Origin of the sequence: Streptomyces sp. NPDC046915 (assembly GCF_040644935.1) — a bacterium.
Taxonomy (GTDB): Bacteria; Actinomycetota; Actinomycetes; order Streptomycetales; family Streptomycetaceae; genus Streptomyces.
Window position 1 is genome coordinate 364,939 of the sequence record NZ_JBEYXB010000003.1, and the last position, 19,055, is coordinate 383,993.

The following is a 19,055-nucleotide window of genomic DNA, read 5'->3' on the forward strand; positions in this document are numbered from 1 at the left end:
CGCCGACAGCAACGTCCCGCTGGCAACGCCGCCACAACCTGCCCGTGTACCGACCGCCGAGGGGTCCCGTTCCGTGAGTCTGCATCCCACCCTCCAGCCCTACGCCGACGCCTGGACCCACTCCATCGAAGCGATATCCGAACTGGTTCAGCCGCTCGTCGAGGGCGAGTGGAACCGGCGGACCCCATGCCCGGGCTGGTCGGTCCGCGACGTCGTCTCGCATGTCATCGGCATGGACTGCGAGATGCTCGGCGACCCGCGTCCCATCCACACGCTGCCGCGCGACCTGTTCCACGTCACGAACGAGCACCAGCGCTACATGGAGATGCAGGTCGACGTCCGCCGGCACCACACGGCGCCGGAGATGACCTCCGAGCTGGAGTACACGGTCATCCGCCGCAACCGCCAGCTGCGCAACGAGTCCCGCGAGCCCGGCCACAAGGTGCGCGGCCCGCTCGGCCGGGAGATCACCCTCGAGCAGTCCATGCGTACCCGCGCGTTCGACGTGTGGGTGCACGAGCAGGACCTGCGCGCGACTCTGGGACGGCCGGGCAACCTGGACTCGCCGGGCGCGCACGTCGCCCGGGACGTGCTGCTGGAGGCGCTGCCCCGGGTGGTCGCGCACGACGCGCAGGCGCCCCGGAGTTCCGCGATCGTGTTCGACGTGCACGGACCCGTGGAGTTCCTGCGCACCATACGCGTCGACATCCAGGGCCGCGGCACACTGGAGAGCACGCCCGCGCTCGGCCCCGCCGCCACCCTCACCCTGGACTGGGAGACGTACGTCCGCCTGGCCTGCGGCCGGGTCACGCCGGAGGCCGTGGCCGACCGGGTGAAGGCCGAGGGCGACCCGGCTCTGACGGGTGCGATCCTGCGGAACTTCGCGGTGACGCCGTAGGCAGCGCGGGTGGCCGGGTTCAGTGGTCCTCCGTGATCGTCGTCGCGACCCCGTTCGCGACGACGACCTTGGCCGACACGCCCTTCTTCGCGGCGGTCTCCAGCTGGCCGAGCGTGCACCGGTGCGTCTGCCCGGAGGTGGAGCTGCCGCAGATCTTGCCCGCGCCGCGGACGACGGTGCTGTCGGCGACGTAGAACGCCTGCTGGACGCCCTTCATGTCGGAGACGGTGTACTTGCCCGGCGCGAGGTAGCTGACGTTGCCGAACCAGGTGCCGCTGACGCCCTTGGTGCCGGAGCCGCCGGTGCCGGAGCCGGTGCCGTTCTCGACGTCGTGGCGCTCGCGTACGACGGTGGCGATCCCCTTCCTCATCGTCACGTCGGCGGTGACGGCGGCCTTCTTGGCCGCCGTCTCCAGCTGGTCGAGCGTGCAGCGCGGGCGCTCCTCGGACCGAAGGCTCCCGCAGATCCTGCCGGCGCCGTACACGGCGGTGTCGTCGGCGGTGAAGAACGCCCGGTCCGTCTTGCCGGACACGCGCACGAGGTACTTGCCGGGTGCGAGGTAGCTGACCGTGCCGCCCGTGATCTGACGGGTGGCGCCGCCCCGGGAGCCGTTCGCCGGCCGGGCCTTGGAGCCGGAGGAACCGGAGGAGCCGGAGGAGCCCTTGAGGGCTGAGACTCCGGTGCCGGTGCCGGTGCCGTTCTGCTTCGCCGCGGCGCTCGCCTTCGACGTGTGGGACGAGGATCCGGCGCCGGCGCTGTGACCGTTCTGGCAGGCCGTCATGAGCAGGCCGGCGGTGAGGACGGTGGAGACGAGGGTGGCCTTGCGCAGGTGGCGGTTCATCGCGGAGTTCCCTTCGAGGGCTTGAACTGGTGTTCCCATGCATTCGCTCTGTGCGATGACTATGCGGGCCCGAAAGCCCCTGGGAACAGGCCAGTTCTCACTTCACGACACCGTTGTCACCCCGCCGGAACAGAGCAACATCCCGGCACCGACCCACGACCGCCACGAACAAACCCAATTGACCGGACAAAGTCCGTCAGGCGGCCGGTACGTGCACCGTCTCGATCCGGCTCGCCACCAGCCGTTCCCGCTCCCGGCGGGCCGCCCGGCCGCGCAGGCGCAGGATCTGGCTGACCCCGAGCGCCTGGAGGACGAAGACGGCGGAGAAGGCGATGGTGTAGTCGTCGCCGGTGGCGTCCAGCAGGACGCCGACCGCGAACAAGGTCGTCATGGAGGCGACGAAACCGCCCATGTTGGTGATTCCGGAGGCCGTGCCCTGACGCTCCGGCGGGTTGGCGGGACGGGCGAAGTCGAAGCCGAGCATCGACGCCGGACCACAGGCGCCCAGCACCGCGCACAGCACCACCAGCAGCCACATGGGGGCGTGCTCGGCCGGATAGACGAGGGTCGCCGCCCACACGGTCGCCGTCGCCGCGACCGTGCCCAGCGCCAGCGGCAGCCGGGCCGCGTGGTGCCGGGCGACGACCTGACCGTAGACCAGGCCGATCACCATGTTCGACAGGACGACCAGGGTGAGCAGTTCACCGGCCGTGGCGCGGCTGAGGCCCTGCGCCTGGACGAGGAAGGGCAGGCCCCACAGCAGCAGGAACACCATCGCCGGGAACTGGGTGGTGAAGTGCACCCAGAGGCCGAGGCGCGTGCCCGGCTCCCGCCAGGAGGCGGCTATCTGCCGGCGGATGTAGGCCGCGCCCCGGTGCGGGAAGGGCTCCGGCTCACAGCCCTCGGGGTGGTCCTTGAGGAACAGCAGGACGAGGACCAGGACGACCGCGCCGGCGACCGCGCTGCCCGCGAACGCCGGGGTCCAGCCGATGCCGTGCAGCAGCCGGGCCAGCACCAGCGTGGAGACCAGATTGCCGGCCATCCCGGCCAGGCCCGCGAGCTGCGCGACGAGCGGTCCGCGCCGCGCCGGGAACCAGCGCGTGCCCAGCCGCAGCACGCTGATGAAGGTCATCGCGTCACCGCAGCCGAGCAGTGCGCGGGAGGCGAGGGCCGTGCCGTACGACGGGGAGAACGCGAAGCCGAGCTGGCCCGCCGTGAACAGCACGACCCCGATGGTCAGCACCTTCTTCGTGCCGAGCCGGTCGACGAGCAGGCCCACGGGTATCTGCATGCCCGCGTACACCAGGAGCTGGAGGATCGAGAACGTCGACAGGGCGGAGGCGTTCACATGGAAGCGCTCGGCCGCGTCGAGCCCGGCGACCCCCAGGGACGTACGGAAGATGACGGCGACGAAGTAGACCGAGACGCCGATGGACCACACGGCGACGGCACGGCGGCCGCCCGGCGGGTCCCCCGGAAGGGTGGTGTGGGCGCTCGTGACGCTCATCGGACCTCCCCCCGCGCGAGGTGCGAGAACCAGCTCACGTGCCGGTGCACGACCGCCACCGCCGCCTCCGCGTCCCCCGAACGCAGCGCCTCGAGGATCTCCTCGTGCTCGGCGAGGGTCTTGGCGATCCGGTCGGGGTGGGAGTGCATCACGGCGACGCCCATCCGCAGCTGACGGTCGCGCAGCTGGTCGTAGAGGCGGGAGAGGATCTCGTTGCCGCCACTGCGCACGATCTCGGCGTGGAAGCAGCGGTCGGTGACCGCGGCCGCGGCCAGATCTCCGGCGGCGGCCTGCGCCTTCTGCTGCGCGAGCAGTTCCTCGAGCCGCTCGATCAGTCCGGGCCCGGCGGGTACGGCCTTGCGTGCCGCGTGCTCCTCCACCAGCAGCCGGGTCTCCACCACATCGGCGATCTCCTGCGCGGAGACGGGCAGCACCAGGGCGCCCTTCTTCGGGTAGAGCTTGATCAGCCCCTCCGCCTCCAGGCGCAGCAGCGCCTCGCGCACCGGTGTGCGGGAGACCCCCACGGCCTCGGCCAGCTCGCCCTCGGTGAGCAGGGTGCCGCCCTCGTAACGGCGGTCCAGGACGCCTTGCTTGACGTGGGCGTAGACGCGGTCGGCGGCGGGTGGCTGCCTGAGGGGTGCGGGCGGGGCGAAGGACGGCACGGATGGCATGCGCACATCTTAGATACAACACGTACGCGTAGCTCTTCCCGTCCATCATGCGGACCCCGCGTATCCCGCCGGCCTCCCGGGCGTCGTCCATCTCACAGTCGGAATACGGAGACCCCCCGAGAAGCCACACAACCTTCTGTGCTACTTACGTGTCAGACACGTGCGGCCCTACTCCTGTGCCACCTCAACTCGGCCGCATTATCTGGGGCATTCGAGACAATCGGGGTATTTACTTGATTACCGGCATTAAGGGCATCCGCATCCGTCGAGCCGCAGCCGTCGCCGTCACCTCCGGCGCGATGCTCGCCACCGGAGCCCTCACCGCGGCGCCCGCGCAGGCCGTCACGACGCCCTCGATCGTGGCCAAGGGCGGCTACCTCATGAACAACGCCAACACCACGACGCTGTACACCAAGAAGGCGGACACCCAGCTTCCCACGGGCTCCACCACCAAGATCATGACCGCGAAGGTCGTGCTCGCGCAGTCGAACCTCAACCTCGACGCCAAGGTGACGATCGCGAAGGAATACAGCGATTACGTCGTCAGGAACAACGCCTCCCAGGCGCACCTGATCGTCGGCGACAAGGTGACCGTCCGTCAGCTGCTGTACGGCCTGATGCTGCCGTCCGGCTGCGACGCCGCCTACGCGCTGGCCGACAAGTACGGCACCGGCTCCACCCGGGCCAAGCGCGTGGCGAACTTCATCGGCAAGATGAACACCGCCGCCAGGAGCCTCGGCCTGACGCACACCCACTTCGACTCGTTCGACGGCATCGGCAACGGCAACAACCTCTCGACGCCGCGCGACCTGACGAAGATCGCCAGCAGCGCGATGAAGAACTCCACGTTCCGCTCGATCGTCAAGACGAAGTCGTACACGGCCAAGACGGTCACCAAGACCGGCAGCACCCGCACGATGAACCCGTGGACCAACACCAACGGGCTCCTCAACAGCTACAGCGGCACCATCGGCGTGAAGACCGGCTCCGGCCCCGAGGCCAAGTACTGCCTGGTCTTCGCCGCGACCCGGAACGGCAAGACGGTCATCGGCACCGTGCTCGCCTCCACCTCCATCGCCCAGCGCGAGACGGACGCGAAGAAGCTCATGAACTACGGCTTCGCCAAGCTCGGCTGACACCCTCGCGGTGTACGGGCCCGTCGCGGTGAGCGGCGGGCCCTTCGCGTGTTCGGCTGTCCGGCTGTTCGGCTGTTCGGCTGTTCGGCTGTTCAGCGCAGGCCGGGCAGCCGCCGCAGTTCGCCGACCTTCAGGATGCGGCCGAGCACGAGATAGACGACCGCCAGGACGAGCGTCCCCGCGAGGATGGCGAGCGCCGTCGGTACGGTGCCCTCGCCCAGGGCCGCACCGCAGGACCGCGCGGCCGCCCACCCCGCCCCCGCCGCGCACGCCGACGCGGCCAGCAGCTTGGTGTAGGTGACCCGCACGGTTCCGTCGTCGAGCCGGCCACCCGCCTTCCTCGCCAGCAGACGCGCGGTGAGGGCGAGTCCGGCCAGGTAGGAGAGGGTGTAGGCGCCGGCCATGCCGGTGACCGCCCAGCGGGTGGGCAGCAGCAGATGGCAGGCGGTGGCCAGGGCGATGTTCACCACCCCGATCCACACCGCCATCAGGAACGGCGTACGGGTGTCCTCGAAGGCGTAGAAGCCGCGCAGCAGCAGGTACTGGGCGGAGAACGGGATCAGGCCGAGCCCGAACGCCTGGAGCATGTGACCCATCGGCTGGGCGGAGGCCGGGTCCGCGGCGCCGTGCGCGAAGATCAGGGTGGTGATCTGAGGGCCCAGCGCGAGGAAGAGGAAGGCCGTCGGCACGATGACGACCCCGCTGATCCGCAGCGCACGGGACAGGTCGGCGCGCAGATCGGTGATCCGGTCCTCGGCGACGGCCTTGCTCATGCGCGGCAGCAGCGCGGTGACCAGGGAGACGGTGACGATGGACTGGGGCAGCATCCACAGGGTCTGCGCGTAGGTGTACGCGCTGTAGCCCACGCCGGCGTTCGGCAGCTCCTGGTCGGCGGCGTTGGCGTAGTTGGTGACCACGGCGAGCGCGACCTGGTTGGCCAGGACGAACAGCAGCGTCCACTTGGCCGCGTGGATGCCGGAACCCAGTCCCGTACCGCGCCAGTCGAACCGGGGCCGGAAGCGGAACCCGGCGGCGCGGGCGAAGGGGATGAGCGCAAGGGCCTGTACGGCGATCCCGGCCGTGGTTCCTATGCCGAGCCAGCGCACCTGCGCGTCGGTGACCTCCGCGACCGAGTCCGGCACGGTCATCAGGCTCAGGTAGCCGCCGAACATGGCGAGCAGCACGATGTTGTTCAGCACCGGCGTCCACATCATCGCGCCGAACTTCTCGCGGGCGTTCAGGACCTGGCCGTAGATCGAGAAGAGGCCGTAGAAGAAGATCTGCGGCAGCAGGAACCGGGCGAAGACGACGGTGAGCCGGAACGCCTCGTGGTTGCCGGGGGTGTCCCTCATGTAGATGCCCACGATCAGCGGCGCCGCCCACACCGCGAGCGCGGTCCCGACGGCGAGCACGGTGACGACGAGGGTCACCAGACGCTGCTCGTACGCCTTTCCGCCGTCGGGCTGGGTGTTGCGCGCCCGGACGAGCTGCGGCACCAGAACGGCGTTGAGCGCGCCACCGATCAGCAGCGTGTACAGGCTGGTCGGCACGGTGTTGGCGGTGTTGTACGTACTGGCCAGCAGCCCGTTGCCGAGCGCCGCGCCCTGTAGCACCGTCCGGATCAGCCCGGTCGCCCGCGAGACGACGGTGCCGACAGCCATGAGAGCGGAGGAGCGGGCGAGCCCGCCTTCCTCCTTGTCGCGCCGCTTGGCGTGCCGTGCCGTGGTGTTCGTGCCCGTCAACATCCGTTCAAGATAAGGCACTTGGAATCAAGCTCGCTCAACTGCCGTCCCGCCAGCGGAATCAGCGATCTTCGCTCGCAATCGTGAATATCCCGGCTCCAGTTGGCATATTCGATTTGCTCCGCTTTACGTTCCGGGACGGAGGTGGTTCACATGATCGAACCCATCAAGCGACGCGACGCCGCCGAACGGCGGGACGCGATCGACGTCAGCGACTTCGTGTACGCGGCGACCGGCGCCCGGATGCGCCGGCTGACCATGCCGGACGGGAGCCATTGGTTTCCGGCTGTGGATGTCTGCAAGCAGTTGGGTCACACCAACCCGCAGAAGGCACTCTCCGACCATGTCCCGGAGGACTATCGAGAAAGTCTCGAGACCCTAACTGGAGGTTACGGTCTCAGCATTCCCGCAGGTAGGGAGTGGCGCCGAGACCTGAATGTCATCTCTCTGCAGGGTCTCATCCGCCTCGTCCAAGCCTGTACGAAACCCTCCTGCGAGCCCTTCAAGCAATGGGCCGCCGAGGTGATCGAGACAGTGCAGCGAGAGGGCTCTTACACTCTCGAAGAGGCCGAGGTGCAGCCCGCCGACCCGAGTGCCGCGGTCGTGTACGCCATGCCGGAGCAGGTCGCGGAGGCCATCGTCCGGCTTGAGGCGCACAACCTTCAGCTGGACGAGGAGCTTGCGAACGCACAGCGGGAATCTCTCGCGCTACAGAAGGCCACTCTCGCCGTGCAGCAGGCCATGGTCCGGGCGATGGAACGCATCGCGGACCAGCTCGACGCTCTCGTTTTCGAGGGCGGGGCGCCCGGCGGCCACGGTCCTCGTCGAACATGGTGAACTCCGCGAGCCACTGAGAGAAAGACGGAGGGGGCGGTCGCAAGAAGAAGTTGCGGCCGTCCCCTCCGGGGCTCCGAGGCTACCCTGTGATGCCCGTCACGCCCAGGTGATCAACCGCTTCGGCTGCTCCAGAATCGCCGCCACGTCCGCCAGCACCTTGGAGCCCAGCTCGCCGTCGACCAGGCGGTGGTCGAAGGAGAGGGCCAGGGTGGTGACCTGGCGGGGCTTCACCTTGCCCTTGTGGACCCACGGCTGGAGCTTGATCGCGCCGACCGCGAGGATCGCGGACTCACCGGGATTCAGGATCGGCGTGCCGGTGTCGACGCCGAAGACGCCGACGTTGGTGATGGTGACCGTGCCGCCCTGCATGGCCGCGGGAGAGGTCTTGCCCTCGCGGGCCGTGGCGACCAGCTCGCCGAGGCCCTCGGCCAGCTGCGGCAGGGTCTTGACGTGCGCGTCCTTGATGTTCGGGACGATCAGCCCCCGGGGGGTGGCGGCCGCGATGCCCAGGTTGACGTAGTGCTTGAGCACGATCTCCTGGTTCGCCTCGTCCCAGGACGCGTTGATCTCCGGGTTGCGCCGGATGGCGACCAGCAGGGCCCTGGCGACCAGCAGGAGCGGGTTGACCCGCAGGCCCTGCATGTCCTTGTCCTGCTTGAGCTCCTCGACCAGCCGCATCGTGCGCGTGACGTCGACGGTCACGAACTCCGTGACGTGCGGTGCCGTGAACGCCGAGCCGACCATGGCCTGCGCGGTGGCCTTGCGGACGCCCTTGACCGGGACGCGGGTCTCACGGGCGGTGTCGTACGTCGCGACCGGCGCCGGGGGCACGGACACGGGCGTGGCCGCCACCGGCGCGGGGGCCGCTGCCGCGGGGGCCGCCGCCGCGTGGACGTCCTCGCGCGTGATGATGCCGTCCGGGCCCGACGGGGTGACCGTGGCCAGGTCGACGCCCAGGTCCTTGGCGAGCTTGCGCACCGGGGGCTTGGCCAGCGGGCGGGGCTTCGCGGCCGCCGCTCCATGGCCGTTCAGCTCCGACTGGACCGCCGCCGAGGCCTGGGGGACCGTGACCTCCGGGCCCTTGCGGGGGCGCCGCTTGGTCGAGGAGGCGGCGACGCCGTAGCCGACCAGTACCGGCTGGCGGCCCGAGCCCGCCGGCTTCGGCTCCTCGGCCTTCGGCTCCTCGGGCTGCTCCGCGGGAGCGGGCGCGCCGCCCGCCACGTCCACCGCGATGATGGGCGTGCCCACGTCCACCGTGGTGCCCTCGGGGAAGTGCAGTTCGCGGACCACACCGTCGTACGGGATGGGCAGTTCGACGGCCGCCTTGGCGGTCTCGACCTCGCACACCACCTGGCCGTCGGAGACCGTGTCGCCCGGCTGGACGTACCACTTGAGGATCTCGGCCTCGGTCAGGCCCTCGCCGACATCCGGCATCTTGAACTCACGCACGGATGCTTCCGTCATCGTCGTCACGACCCTCTCCTCAGTACGCCAGGGCGCGGTCGACGGCGTCGAGCACCCGGTCCAGGCCCGGCAGGTACTCCTCCTCCAGGCGGGCCGGCGGGTACGGGGCATGGTAGCCGCCGACCCTGAGCACCGGGGCCTCCAGGTGGTAGAAGCAGCGCTCGGTGATCCGGGCGGCGATCTCCGCGCCGGAGCCGAAGAACACCGGTGCCTCGTGGACCACGACCAGGCGGCGGGTCTTCTCCACCGAGGCCTGGATGGAGTCGAAGTCGATCGGGGAGACCGAGCGCAGGTCCAGGACCTCCAGGTTCTTGCCCTCCTCGGCGGCCGCGGCGGCGACCTCCTGGCAGAGCTTGACCATCGGGCCGTAGGCGGCGAGGGTCAGGTCGGTGCCCTCACGGACCACCTGTGCCTTGTGCAGCGGGCCGGGGATCGCCTCGGTGTTGACCTCGGCCCGGTCCCAGTAGCGCCGCTTCGGCTCGAAGTAGATCACCGGGTCGTCGCTCTGGATGGCCTGCTGCATCATCCAGTACGCGTCGGAGGCGTTGGACGGAGAGACGATCTTCAGGCCGGCTACGTGCGCGAACAGCGCCTCCGGCGACTCGGAGTGGTGCTCCACCGCGCCGATGCCGCCGCCGTAGGGGATGCGCACGACGACCGGGAGCTTGACCTTGCCCAGCGAGCGGGCGTGCATCTTCGCGAGCTGCGTGACGATCTGGTCGTACGCCGGGAAGACGAACCCGTCGAACTGGATCTCCACCACCGGGCGGTAGCCGCGCAGGGCCAGCCCGATCGCCGTGCCGACGATGCCCGACTCGGCCAGCGGGGTGTCGATGACGCGGCTCTCGCCGAAGTCCTTCTGAAGTCCGTCGGTCACCCGGAAGACACCGCCGAGCTTGCCGACGTCCTCACCCATGATGATGACCTTGGGGTCCGCCTCCAGGGCGCGCCGCAGCGACTCGTTGATCGCCTTGGCCAGGGGCAGGTTCTTCACCGTCTCCACTGCCATGATCAGACCCCCTCTCCAGCGGCGAGGCCGCTGTCCGACTCCGTCGCGAACGACGCCTGGTAGGCGGCGAACTGGGCGCGCTCCTCGTCGACGAGCGCGTGCCCGTCCGCGTACACGTTCTCGAAGATGGCGAAGTGGTCCGGGTCCGGCATGGCGCGGACCGCTTCACGCACTCGCCTGCCCAACGTCTCGCTCTCGGTCTCGAGTTCCGCGAAGAATCCCTCGTCCGCGTGGTTTGAGGCCTCGAGGAACCGGCGGAGGCGCAGGATCGGGTCCTTCGCCTCCCAGGCCTCACGCTCCTCGTCGGCCCGGTACTTGGTCGGGTCGTCGGAGGTGGTGTGGGCGCCCATGCGGTACGTGTACGCCTCGACGAGGGTGGGGCCCTCGCCGCCGCGGGCGCGCTCCAGCGCCCACTTGGTGACCGCGAGGCAGGCCAGCACGTCGTTGCCGTCGACCCGGACGCCGGGGAAGCCGTAGCCCTGCGCGCGCTGGTAGAGCGGGACGCGGGTCTGCTTCTCGGTCGGCTCGGAGATCGCCCACTGGTTGTTCTGGCAGAAGAACACCACCGGGGCGTTGTAGACCGCGGAGAAGGTGAACGATTCAGCGACGTCGCCCTGGCTGGAGGCACCGTCGCCGAAGTAGGCGATGACCGCCGAGTCCGCGCCGTCCTTGGCGATGCCCATCGCGTAGCCGGTGGCGTGCAGCGTCTGGGAGCCGATGACGATCGTGTACAGGTGGAAGTTGTTGCCGTTCGGGTCCCAGCCGCCGTTGTTCACACCGCGGAACATGCCGAGCAGGTTGGTCGGGTCGACCCCGCGGCACCAGGCGACGCCGTGCTCGCGGTAGGTCGGGAAGACGTAGTCGTCGTCGCGCAGGGCGCGGCCGGAGCCGATCTGGGCAGCCTCCTGGCCGAGCAGCGAGGCCCACAGGCCCAGCTCGCCCTGGCGCTGGAGGGCGGTGGCCTCGGCGTCGAAGCGGCGGGTCAGCACCATGTCGCGATACAGGCCGCGGAGCTCTTCGGGGGTGATGCCGGAGACGTACTTGTCGTACTCGGCATTCTTGACCCGCTTGCCCTCGGGCGTCAGCAGCTGCACGAGCTCCGGGTCGGCGCTCTTCTGGGCGGTGGTGCGGGTGGTGCGCTTGGTGCCGGTGGCGCCGGCCTTGCTTCCGGCGCTGCGTCGCGGCTGGCGCGCGGCAGTGCTGTCCACGGTCACGTGTGCTCCTCCGTCGGTCCGGCCCCCGGGGTTGCCGGTAGGCCAGTGCGGCTCACCTGTTTTTGACCACCGGGCACGGGGTGTGTGCCACTCGGCCGGGAACAGGCGTGACAGGTGCCCCGGCGAGCGCCCTGCAACGGTCACGTTACCCAGTGCGCCACATTTCTGTGAAACCCCTCCTGACCTGCCATTTTGCTTGGATTTCCAAGTAAATCGGTCAGGACCGGAAGGACGCTGGTCACAGCCTTGCAGGAGGCCGGAGCACCGGCACGTTATCTCGCTCACCCAGGTCACGGGAAGAGTCGAGTGTCGCGCGTCGGGCCCGCGCACGCCGCGGCCGGGCGCACCTTTTCGGACGACGGAGGGGCGAGGGCCACGGGTACGCACACCTGACGGACACGTGACCGAAAGCGACCACCCGCGACTGCCTGTGACAAGGCCCAGCTCACGGGCTCTTGCGTTGCCCTACCATCTGGCGCGTGCCGCGCTCATGTGTACCCCCCCTCGTACCCCACGCGCCCCCTCTGGGCGCCCTGCTGCGCCTTTACGCCGCCGGTTCCGCCGTCACCTGCGAGCCCGTCGACCAGGGTCTGCTCAACCGCGGCTACCGCCTGTGCACCACCCGCGGCCGCTACTTCCTCAAGCACCACTTCGACCCGGACACCGCCGACCCTGCCGCCATCGAACGCCGGCACCGGGCCACCCAGCGCCTGGCCGCCCTCGGCGTCCCGGTCGCCCCGCCGCTCGCCCACCGCGACGGACGCACGGTCGCCGTGGTCGGCGGCCACGCCTACGCCCTGTACCCCTGGATCGACGGCCGACACCGCCACGGCGGCCAGCTCACCCCCGGCCAGTGCGCGCGACTCGGGGGGCTCCTGGGCGCGGTGCACGCCTGTCTGGAGCGCGTGATGCCGCCCAAGGGCCGCACCCGCCCCGCCACGAGCCCGCATCCCGTCAAGAGCGCCGACCCGGCCGACACCTTCGCCCTCATCGACGACCTGCTCGCCCACGTCCGCCGCCACCGCCCCTCCGACGCCTTCGACGAACTGGCCCGCCACCGACTGCTGGAACGCCGGGAACTGCTGGAGCAGCACGCCGACCGGCGCCCGCCGCGGGGCGGCCCGGTGGGCTGGGTGCACGGCGACTTCCACCCCTTCAACCTGCTCTACAAGGGCGATGCTCCAGCGGCGATCGTCGACTGGGACCGGCTCGGCGTGCAGCCGCGCGCGGAGGAGGCGGTCCGCGCCGCCGCGATCTTCTTCGTACGGCCCATGGGCGCCCTCGACCTGCCGAAAGTAAGGGCGTACGCGCGCGCGTACCGGCGCGCGGCCGGGGCCACGCCCTCGGAACTGGCGGCGGCGGTGCACCGCGTGTGGTGGGAGCGCCTCAACGACTTCTGGATGCTGCGCTGGCACTACGAACGCGGCGACACCCGCGCCGACCCGCAGTTCCCGGCGGCCTCGGGGCTCGCCGTGTGGTGGACGCGGGAGTACGACGCGGTGTGCGAGGCGTTCGTGGAGTGACACGGCCCCGCCGAGCGTGGCCGTGTCGACCGCATCCCCGCCGACCGCGGTTCAGCGGGCCGTCGCGCCCGCGTCAGTCGGTGTGGGTGTCCTTCAAGGATTTTCCCCGGCGCCGCCGTCCGTGGCTCCCGCGTCCGTGCCGGTGCCCGGGTCCGTGGCCGGGTCCGACGGCTGCGTCTGGGTCTCGGTCCCCGGGTCCGTCGGCTGCTCCTGGGAGGTCTGCGGGTCCGTCGGCTCGTCGGACGGGTCGCTGGTGGCCGTGTCGGACTGGGTGTACGACGGCGTGGGCGACGAGGGTTCCCAGTTCCCACCGGTGCCGTTGTCCGAATTGTCGTCCGTGGACGTGTCGGTGGGCTGGTCGGTGGTGTCGTCGGTCGGGCTCTCGGTCTTCTTCGTGCCCTTGGTGGAGTGCGTGCTGGTCGGCGACGTCTTGGTGCCCGGATCGTCGCTGTTGTTCCCCTTGTGCTGGAGCGCCAGCGCCACGCCCGCCGCGACGGCGATCACCGCGAGCACGGCGAGGATCCACAGCTTGCCGCGGCCGGTGCCCCTGTTGCCGTGTCCCTCGAAGCCGCCGTCGTCGCCGTTGCCGTACCCGGCGGGCAGGATCGTCTGCGGGATCTGCGTGGTGCCTGAGGCGTCCACGGGGTGCGGCATGACGGTCGTACCGGCGAAACCGGCCGCCGGGCCGTGCCGGCCTTCGTGCGTCTCCACCGGGCCGGTGTTCCAGGTGCCGGTGTGGCCACCCTGGTCGTACAGCATCTGAAGCGCGTACTGGGCCAGTCCGCGCATCTCCTCGGCCGTCTGGAACCGGTCGTCCGGCTCCTTGGCGAGGGAGCGCATGACGAGGCCGTCGAGCTCCGGCGGGCAGCTGCCGTCCGAGGTGTGCGACGGCGGCACCGGAATGTCCTGGACGTGCTGGTAGACCACCGACAGCGGGGTCTCACCCGTGAAGGGGGGCCGCAGCGCGAGGAGTTCGTACAGCAGGCAGCCGGTCGCGTACAGGTCGGAACGGTGGTCGACGGCCTTGCCGAGCGCCTGCTCCGGGGAGAGGTACTGCGGGGTGCCCATGACCATGCCGGTCTGCGTCATCGTCGTGGACGCGCCGTGCAGGGCACGGGCGATACCGAAGTCCATCACCTTGACGGCGCCGTTGTCGGTGATGATGACGTTGGCGGGCTTGATGTCGCGGTGCACGATGCCGTGCTGGTGCGAGTAGGCCAGCGCCTCCAGGACGCCGGAGACGATGATCAGGGCCTGCTCGGGGCCCGGCGCCTCCGCGTTGAGCAGCAGGTCGCGGATGGTGCGGCCCTCGACCAGCTCCATCACGATGTACGGCACGGACTGGCCGCCCACGAAATCTTCACCGGAGTCGTACACGGCGACGATCGCGTGGTGGTTGAGCCCGGCCACCGACTGTGCCTCGCGGGTGAAGCGCGCCTTGGAGGTGGGGTCCTCGGCGAGGTCGGCGCGGAGCAGCTTCACGGCGACCGTCCGGCCCAGGCGTACGTCCTCGGCCGCGAACACCTCGGCCATGCCGCCCCGGCCGAGCCGGTGGGTCAGCCGGTACCGGCCGTCGCCGACGAGCCCTCCGTTGCCCCACATCTCCGGCGTCTCTGACATGCCGCCGCCAGACGCCTCGGGGTCGGACGGGCCCTGGGCGCTGTGCGTCTGTGCCATCGGTCCTCGCCGTCGTTTCTGCCCGCGGTGCGCGCGGTGTTGTTACGGTCTCCGTCGGCCACGCTACAGCCTCCGCGCAAGCCTCCGGTCCGGGATCGGACCCGAGACCGGCCCGAGACGGACCGGCCATGAAACCTCTAGCAGGCGCTGTCGTGCAAATTCTGTGTCCCGGAGGTACTCCCGCTGTAACGCTTCCGCGACGCTTCTTTCGCGTACGGTCACGGAACGGGCACCGAGCTTGACGTGTCACTGCCCTGGGGCAGACTTGGCCGGGAATAGCACATTGGATCACCGGCATTGGGTCACCGGTTTCACGGTCACCGGCGCCTATGGGGGACGCAGAACATGAGCCAGGACGGCGCTCAGGGCCGGTACGCGGGGCGGGCTCTCGCCGCCGGCCGCTACCAGCTGCGCGACTTGCTCGGCGAAGGCGGCATGGCCTCGGTGCACCTGGCGTACGACGCCGTGCTGGACCGCCAGGTCGCGATCAAGACACTGCACACCGAGCTGGGCCGGGAACAGGCCTTCCGCGAGCGCTTCCGCCGCGAGGCCCAGGCAGTGGCCAAGCTCACGCACACCAACATCGTCTCGGTCTTCGACACCGGCGAGGACTCCCTCGACGGGATGACCACGCCGTACATCGTCATGGAGTTCGTCGAGGGCCGCCCGCTGGGCTCGGTCCTCGAGGAGGACATCCGGCAGCACGGTGCGATGCCCGCCGACAAGGCGCTGAAGATCACCGCCGATGTGCTGGCCGCGCTGGAGATCAGCCACGAGATGAGCCTGGTCCACCGGGACATCAAGCCGGGCAACGTGATGATGACCAAGCGCGGTGTCGTCAAGGTCATGGACTTCGGCATCGCCCGCGCCATGCAGTCCGGCGTCACCTCGATGACGCAGACCGGCATGGTCGTCGGCACCCCGCAGTACCTGTCGCCGGAACAGGCGCTCGGCCGTGGGGTGGACGCCCGCTCCGACCTGTACTCGGTCGGCATCATGCTGTTCCAGCTGGTCACCGGGCGGCTGCCGTTCGACGCGGACTCGCCGCTGGCGATCGCGTACGCGCATGTGCAGGAGGAGCCGGTGGCGCCCTCCTCGATCAACCGTTCCCTGCCGCCGGCGGTGGACGCGCTGATCGCCCGTGCGCTGAAGAAGAACCCGAACGAGCGGTTCCCGAGCGCCGAGTCCATGCGTGACGAGTGCCTGCGGGTCGCCGCCTCCCTCCAGACGGCCGCGCCGAGCATCGTGCCCGGCGCCGGCCCGACGCAGAGCGGCGCGGGCGTCGGCTCCGCGGTGTTCCCGCCGGTCGACCAGGCGGCACCGGCGCCCCCCGGGCCCGTGCAGACGCCGTACCAGCCGACGCCGGCCCCGGCTCCGTACGGCACCCCGTCGTACGGCTATCCCCAGCAGGGCGGCTACCAGACGCCGGCGATGGGCTACGGGCAGCAGGCGCACGGCACCCCGCCGCCGTACAACATCACACCCCAGACCGCCGCCCAGTCCTCCGGTCCGGGCGGCGGCAAGGGCAACCGGCCGGTGATCATCGGCTCGATCGCGGTGTCCCTGGTCGCGGTGGTCGGCCTGATCGTGGCACTGGTCGTCAACAACGGCAGCGAGGACGACGCCAAGGGCGGGGGCGGGGGCTCCAGTTCCTCGGCCTCGGCCTCACCGTCCCACGCGGCGGGTTACCGCGGGCCGGACACCTCGAAGACGGTCGAGACGAGCGAGTGCTCGGAGCCGCAGGAGTCGTACGACGACCCGGACAAGATCCAGATCCCGGACTTCAAGTTCAAGTACATCAAGTCGGTCAAGGCGTGCTTCCAGGCCGCCGGCTGGCAGATGAAGGAAGTCAAGGTCGACGAGAACACCTACGGCGAGGGCACGGTCATGGGGCAGTTCCCCACCGCCGGTACGGACGTCGCCCCCAAGGACATGCCGACGATCGAGATCAGGGTCTCGAGCGGCAACCCGGCGACCGGCTGACACGGCGACCGGCTGACGCACGGAACGGTGAAGGGCCCGGCCTCCTGGCCGGGCCCTTCGTGCTGAAAACGTCTACGTGCTGAAAACGTCTACGTGCTGAGGACTTCTACGTGCTGAGGACTTCTGCGTTCTGAGGACTTCTACAGGTACGGGCCGCCCGAGCGGCCGCCCGCACGGGGGTCGTCGGCGCCTTCGTGGCTCATGCCCGGCGGCAGGGCGCGGCGCATCTGCTCCAGCTGGGCCCGCGCGGCCATCTGCTGGGCGAACAGGGTCGTCTGGATGCCGTGGAAGAGCCCTTCCAGCCAGCCGACCAACTGGGCCTGGGCGATCCTCAGTTCCGCGTCGCTGGGGGTCCCCTCGTCGGTGAACGGCAGGGAGAGCCGCTCCAGCTCCTCGACGAGCTCCGGCGCCAGGCCGTCCTCCAGCTCCTTCACCGAGCTCGCGTGGATCTCCTTGAGCCGGACCCGGCTGGCCTCGTCCAGAGGCGCCACACGGACCTCCTCCAGCAGCTGCTTGATCATGCTGCCGATCCGCATGACCTTGGCGGGCTGCTCCACCTGCTCCGTCACCGGGATCTCGCGGGAGTCCTGGTCCCCACCGCCGCCACCGAGCGCCATTCCGTCCTGGCCCACGACCAGGATCTGCGGGTTCTCCGGCGACCTATCGTTCCTCGGCATCTCCATGCCGCCATTCTCTCGCACGTGTACACCTCATCACCGTGGTGCCCCCCGGCGCCGGTGATCCACCTTTTCGACCCGCCTTAGACCCTCCGGAGCAATCCGGAATGCCTGGTTGACTGGCAAATGTGAGGCTTGTCGGCGACGGTCTTGCCGACTGGGCTCGGGAGGTCACCGACGTGACTCCATGGCTGCGCTTCACACTCCGCGTGGCACCACTGCCGCTGCTCCTCGCGGCGGTCGTCCTGCCGTACGGCGCCACGGCGTCGTACGGCGCTCAGCCCACGCCCTCCGGCTCCGCCACGGGCTCCCCCGCCCCCAGCCGCTCCTCCTCGCCCTCCGCCGGTCCCTCCCGGGCCGGCAGCCGGGCCGGTGAGGGGCGCCGGCGGCCCGGACGGCCGGAGGCGCCCCCCGCGGAGATCGAGGGGGACGACGACACCCCCTCCACCCAGGACACGGAGCCGCAGGGCCTGGACCCGCAGGACGAGGCGGGGGAGGCGCAGGTGCCGCGGGACGCCGGCACGGAGCCCCCCGCCGCCTCCGAGTCGCCGGAGCAGGCCGACCCGGTCACCTCCGCACCGCCGCCGCGGGACCCGGACCAGACCGTCACCCAGGGCGGCGAGGACGCCGCCGAACCCTTCGTACGGATCCTGCCGCTGGGCAGCGGCCTGATCCTCATCGGGCTGGGCCTGGGGCTCGCCTTCCTGGGACTTCGGGTGCGGCGCGGTTAGGACCCGGCCCCGGACCTGGAGCTGGACCTGGACCTGGACCAGAGCCTGTCCTAGCTCCGCTCGGGCACCAGCAGCAGCACCTTGCCGATGTGGCCGCTCGCCTCCACCACCCGGTGGGCCTCGGCCGCCTCGGGCATCGGCAGTTCGCGGTCGATGATCGGCCGGAGGCGGCCGCCCGCGAGCAGCGGCCAGACGTGCTCGTGCACGGCCGCGACGATGGCCGCCTTCTCACCGAGCGGACGGGCGCGCAGCGAGGTCGCGCTGATCGCGGCCCGCTTGGTGAGCAGCGCGCCCAGGTTCAGCTCCCCCTTGGCTCCGCCCTGAAGGCCGATGACGGCGAGCCGGCCGTTGACGGCGAGGGCCTGGACGTTGCGGTCCAGGTACTTGGCGCCCATGTTGTCGAGGATGACGTCGGCACCGGCGCCGCCCGTGGCCTCCTTGACCTCGGCGACGAAGTCCTGCTCCCGGTAGTTGATCAGGATGTCGGCGCCCAGCTCGGCGCAGAAGTCCAGCTTCTCCTTGGTGCCGGCCGTGACGGCGACCTTGGCGCCGACCGCCTTGGCGAGCTGGATCGCCATCGTGCCGATGCCACTGGAACCGCCGTGCACGAGCAGCGTCTCGCCGGGGCGCAGATGGGCGACCATGAAGACGTTCGACCAGACGGTGCAGACCACCTCGGGCAGCCCCGCGGCCTGCTTCAGGCCGACCCCCTCGGGCACGGGCAGCAACTGCCCGGCCGGAACGGCGACTTTCTCGGCGTACCCGCCGCCCGAGAGCAGCGCGCACACCTCGTCGCCGACCGACCAGCCGGCCACACCGGACCCCAGCGCGGCGATCCGGCCGGAGCATTCGAGGCCCGGGTACGCGGGCGCGCCGGGAGGCGGGTCGTAGAAGCCCTGCCGCTGGAGGATGTCGGCACGGTTGACGGCGCCGGCCACCACCTCGACCAGCACTTCGCCCTCTCCGGGCACCGGGTCGGGGACCTCGTCCCAGACCAGCGCCTCGGGCCCACCGGGTTCGGGAATCGTGATCGCATACATGGCGGCGACGCTACTCCTCGACACGGACCACGCGGCCGAGGGCCACCCGGTCGTGGCCGGCCTGGTCGTGGCCGGCCTGGTCGTGACCGGCCCGGTTGCGGTGTT

15 protein-coding genes and 1 pseudogene are annotated in these 19,055 nt (G+C 70.4%); 6 read left to right on the plus strand and 10 right to left on the minus strand.

The window, feature by feature from the left end; translation table 11 throughout:
* Positions 1-73: 73 nt before the first annotated feature.
* Positions 74-898, plus strand: a complete 825-nt coding sequence (locus ABZ915_RS09840) for a maleylpyruvate isomerase family mycothiol-dependent enzyme (RefSeq protein WP_361798676.1) — start codon at positions 74-76, stop codon at positions 896-898.
* Positions 899-917: 19 nt separating this feature from the next.
* Here the strand turns inward: ABZ915_RS09840 and ABZ915_RS09845 are convergent, their stop codons facing one another.
* The 3 genes from ABZ915_RS09845 to ABZ915_RS09855 form a co-directional block, all read right to left on the minus strand.
* Positions 918-1,739, minus strand: coding sequence for a hypothetical protein (locus ABZ915_RS09845; protein ID WP_361798679.1), 822 nt, complete (start codon positions 1,737-1,739; stop codon positions 918-920).
* A 196-nt stretch (positions 1,740-1,935) separates the two neighbouring features.
* Positions 1,936-3,246, minus strand: a complete 1,311-nt coding sequence (locus ABZ915_RS09850) for an MFS transporter (RefSeq protein ID WP_361798682.1) — start codon at positions 3,244-3,246, stop codon at positions 1,936-1,938.
* Entirely contained in the window at positions 3,243-3,917 is a 675-nt protein-coding gene (locus ABZ915_RS09855; RefSeq protein WP_361798685.1) for a GntR family transcriptional regulator, read from the minus strand. Before ABZ915_RS09855 ends, ABZ915_RS09850 begins: the two co-directional genes overlap by 4 nt.
* Positions 3,918-4,150: 233 nt before the next feature.
* Here ABZ915_RS09855 and ABZ915_RS09860 point away from each other — a divergent pair, with 233 nt between their 5' ends.
* Positions 4,151-5,053: a serine hydrolase gene (locus ABZ915_RS09860; protein ID WP_361798688.1), complete on the plus strand. Its 903-nt coding sequence runs from the start codon at positions 4,151-4,153 to the stop codon at positions 5,051-5,053.
* A gap of 92 nt (positions 5,054-5,145) precedes the next feature.
* Here ABZ915_RS09860 and murJ read toward each other — a convergent pair whose 3' ends face one another.
* On the minus strand, positions 5,146-6,798 hold the full coding sequence (murJ, locus tag ABZ915_RS09865; RefSeq protein ID WP_361798691.1) for a murein biosynthesis integral membrane protein MurJ: 1,653 nt from the start codon (positions 6,796-6,798) through the stop codon (positions 5,146-5,148).
* Positions 6,799-6,948: 150 nt separating this feature from the next.
* Here murJ and ABZ915_RS09870 point away from each other — a divergent pair.
* Positions 6,949-7,581 (plus strand): annotated as a pseudogene (locus ABZ915_RS09870) (Bro-N domain-containing protein); the annotation flags it as partial.
* Between the two features lie 147 nt (positions 7,582-7,728).
* Here the strand turns inward: ABZ915_RS09870 and ABZ915_RS09875 are convergent.
* Genes ABZ915_RS09875 through pdhA form a run of 3 tightly spaced genes read right to left on the minus strand, consistent with a single transcriptional unit; the run spans position 7,729 to position 11,319 of the window.
* Positions 7,729-9,105, minus strand: a complete 1,377-nt coding sequence (locus ABZ915_RS09875; RefSeq protein WP_361798694.1) for a dihydrolipoamide acetyltransferase family protein — start codon at positions 9,103-9,105, stop codon at positions 7,729-7,731.
* A gap of 10 nt (positions 9,106-9,115) precedes the next feature.
* Entirely contained in the window at positions 9,116-10,105 is a 990-nt protein-coding gene (locus ABZ915_RS09880) for an alpha-ketoacid dehydrogenase subunit beta (protein ID WP_361798697.1), read from the minus strand.
* Between the two features lie 2 nt (positions 10,106-10,107).
* Entirely contained in the window at positions 10,108-11,319 is a 1,212-nt protein-coding gene (gene pdhA, locus ABZ915_RS09885) for a pyruvate dehydrogenase (acetyl-transferring) E1 component subunit alpha (RefSeq protein ID WP_361798700.1), read from the minus strand.
* Between the two features lie 479 nt (positions 11,320-11,798).
* Between pdhA and ABZ915_RS09890 the strand changes: the two genes are divergently transcribed.
* On the plus strand, positions 11,799-12,842 hold the full coding sequence (locus ABZ915_RS09890) for a phosphotransferase (RefSeq protein ID WP_361798703.1): 1,044 nt from the start codon (positions 11,799-11,801) through the stop codon (positions 12,840-12,842).
* Between the two features lie 93 nt (positions 12,843-12,935).
* Here the strand turns inward: ABZ915_RS09890 and ABZ915_RS09895 are convergent, their stop codons facing one another.
* On the minus strand, positions 12,936-14,519 hold the full coding sequence (locus tag ABZ915_RS09895; RefSeq protein WP_361798706.1) for a protein kinase: 1,584 nt from the start codon (positions 14,517-14,519) through the stop codon (positions 12,936-12,938).
* Between the two features lie 345 nt (positions 14,520-14,864).
* Between ABZ915_RS09895 and ABZ915_RS09900 the strand changes: the two genes are divergently transcribed.
* Positions 14,865-16,502, plus strand: coding sequence for a protein kinase (locus ABZ915_RS09900; RefSeq protein ID WP_361798709.1), 1,638 nt, complete (start codon positions 14,865-14,867; stop codon positions 16,500-16,502).
* A gap of 140 nt (positions 16,503-16,642) precedes the next feature.
* Here the strand turns inward: ABZ915_RS09900 and ABZ915_RS09905 are convergent, their stop codons facing one another.
* Positions 16,643-17,185, minus strand: coding sequence for a bacterial proteasome activator family protein (locus ABZ915_RS09905; protein ID WP_361798712.1), 543 nt, complete (start codon positions 17,183-17,185; stop codon positions 16,643-16,645).
* A gap of 122 nt (positions 17,186-17,307) precedes the next feature.
* On the opposite strand from ABZ915_RS09905, the gene ABZ915_RS09910 reads away from it, so the two are divergent.
* Positions 17,308-17,910, plus strand: coding sequence for a hypothetical protein (locus ABZ915_RS09910; protein ID WP_361798715.1), 603 nt, complete (start codon positions 17,308-17,310; stop codon positions 17,908-17,910).
* A gap of 50 nt (positions 17,911-17,960) precedes the next feature.
* On the opposite strand, the gene ABZ915_RS09915 is transcribed toward ABZ915_RS09910, so the two are convergent.
* Positions 17,961-18,950, minus strand: coding sequence for an NAD(P)H-quinone oxidoreductase (locus tag ABZ915_RS09915; RefSeq protein WP_361798718.1), 990 nt, complete (start codon positions 18,948-18,950; stop codon positions 17,961-17,963).
* Between the last annotated feature and the right edge of the window lie 105 nt (positions 18,951-19,055).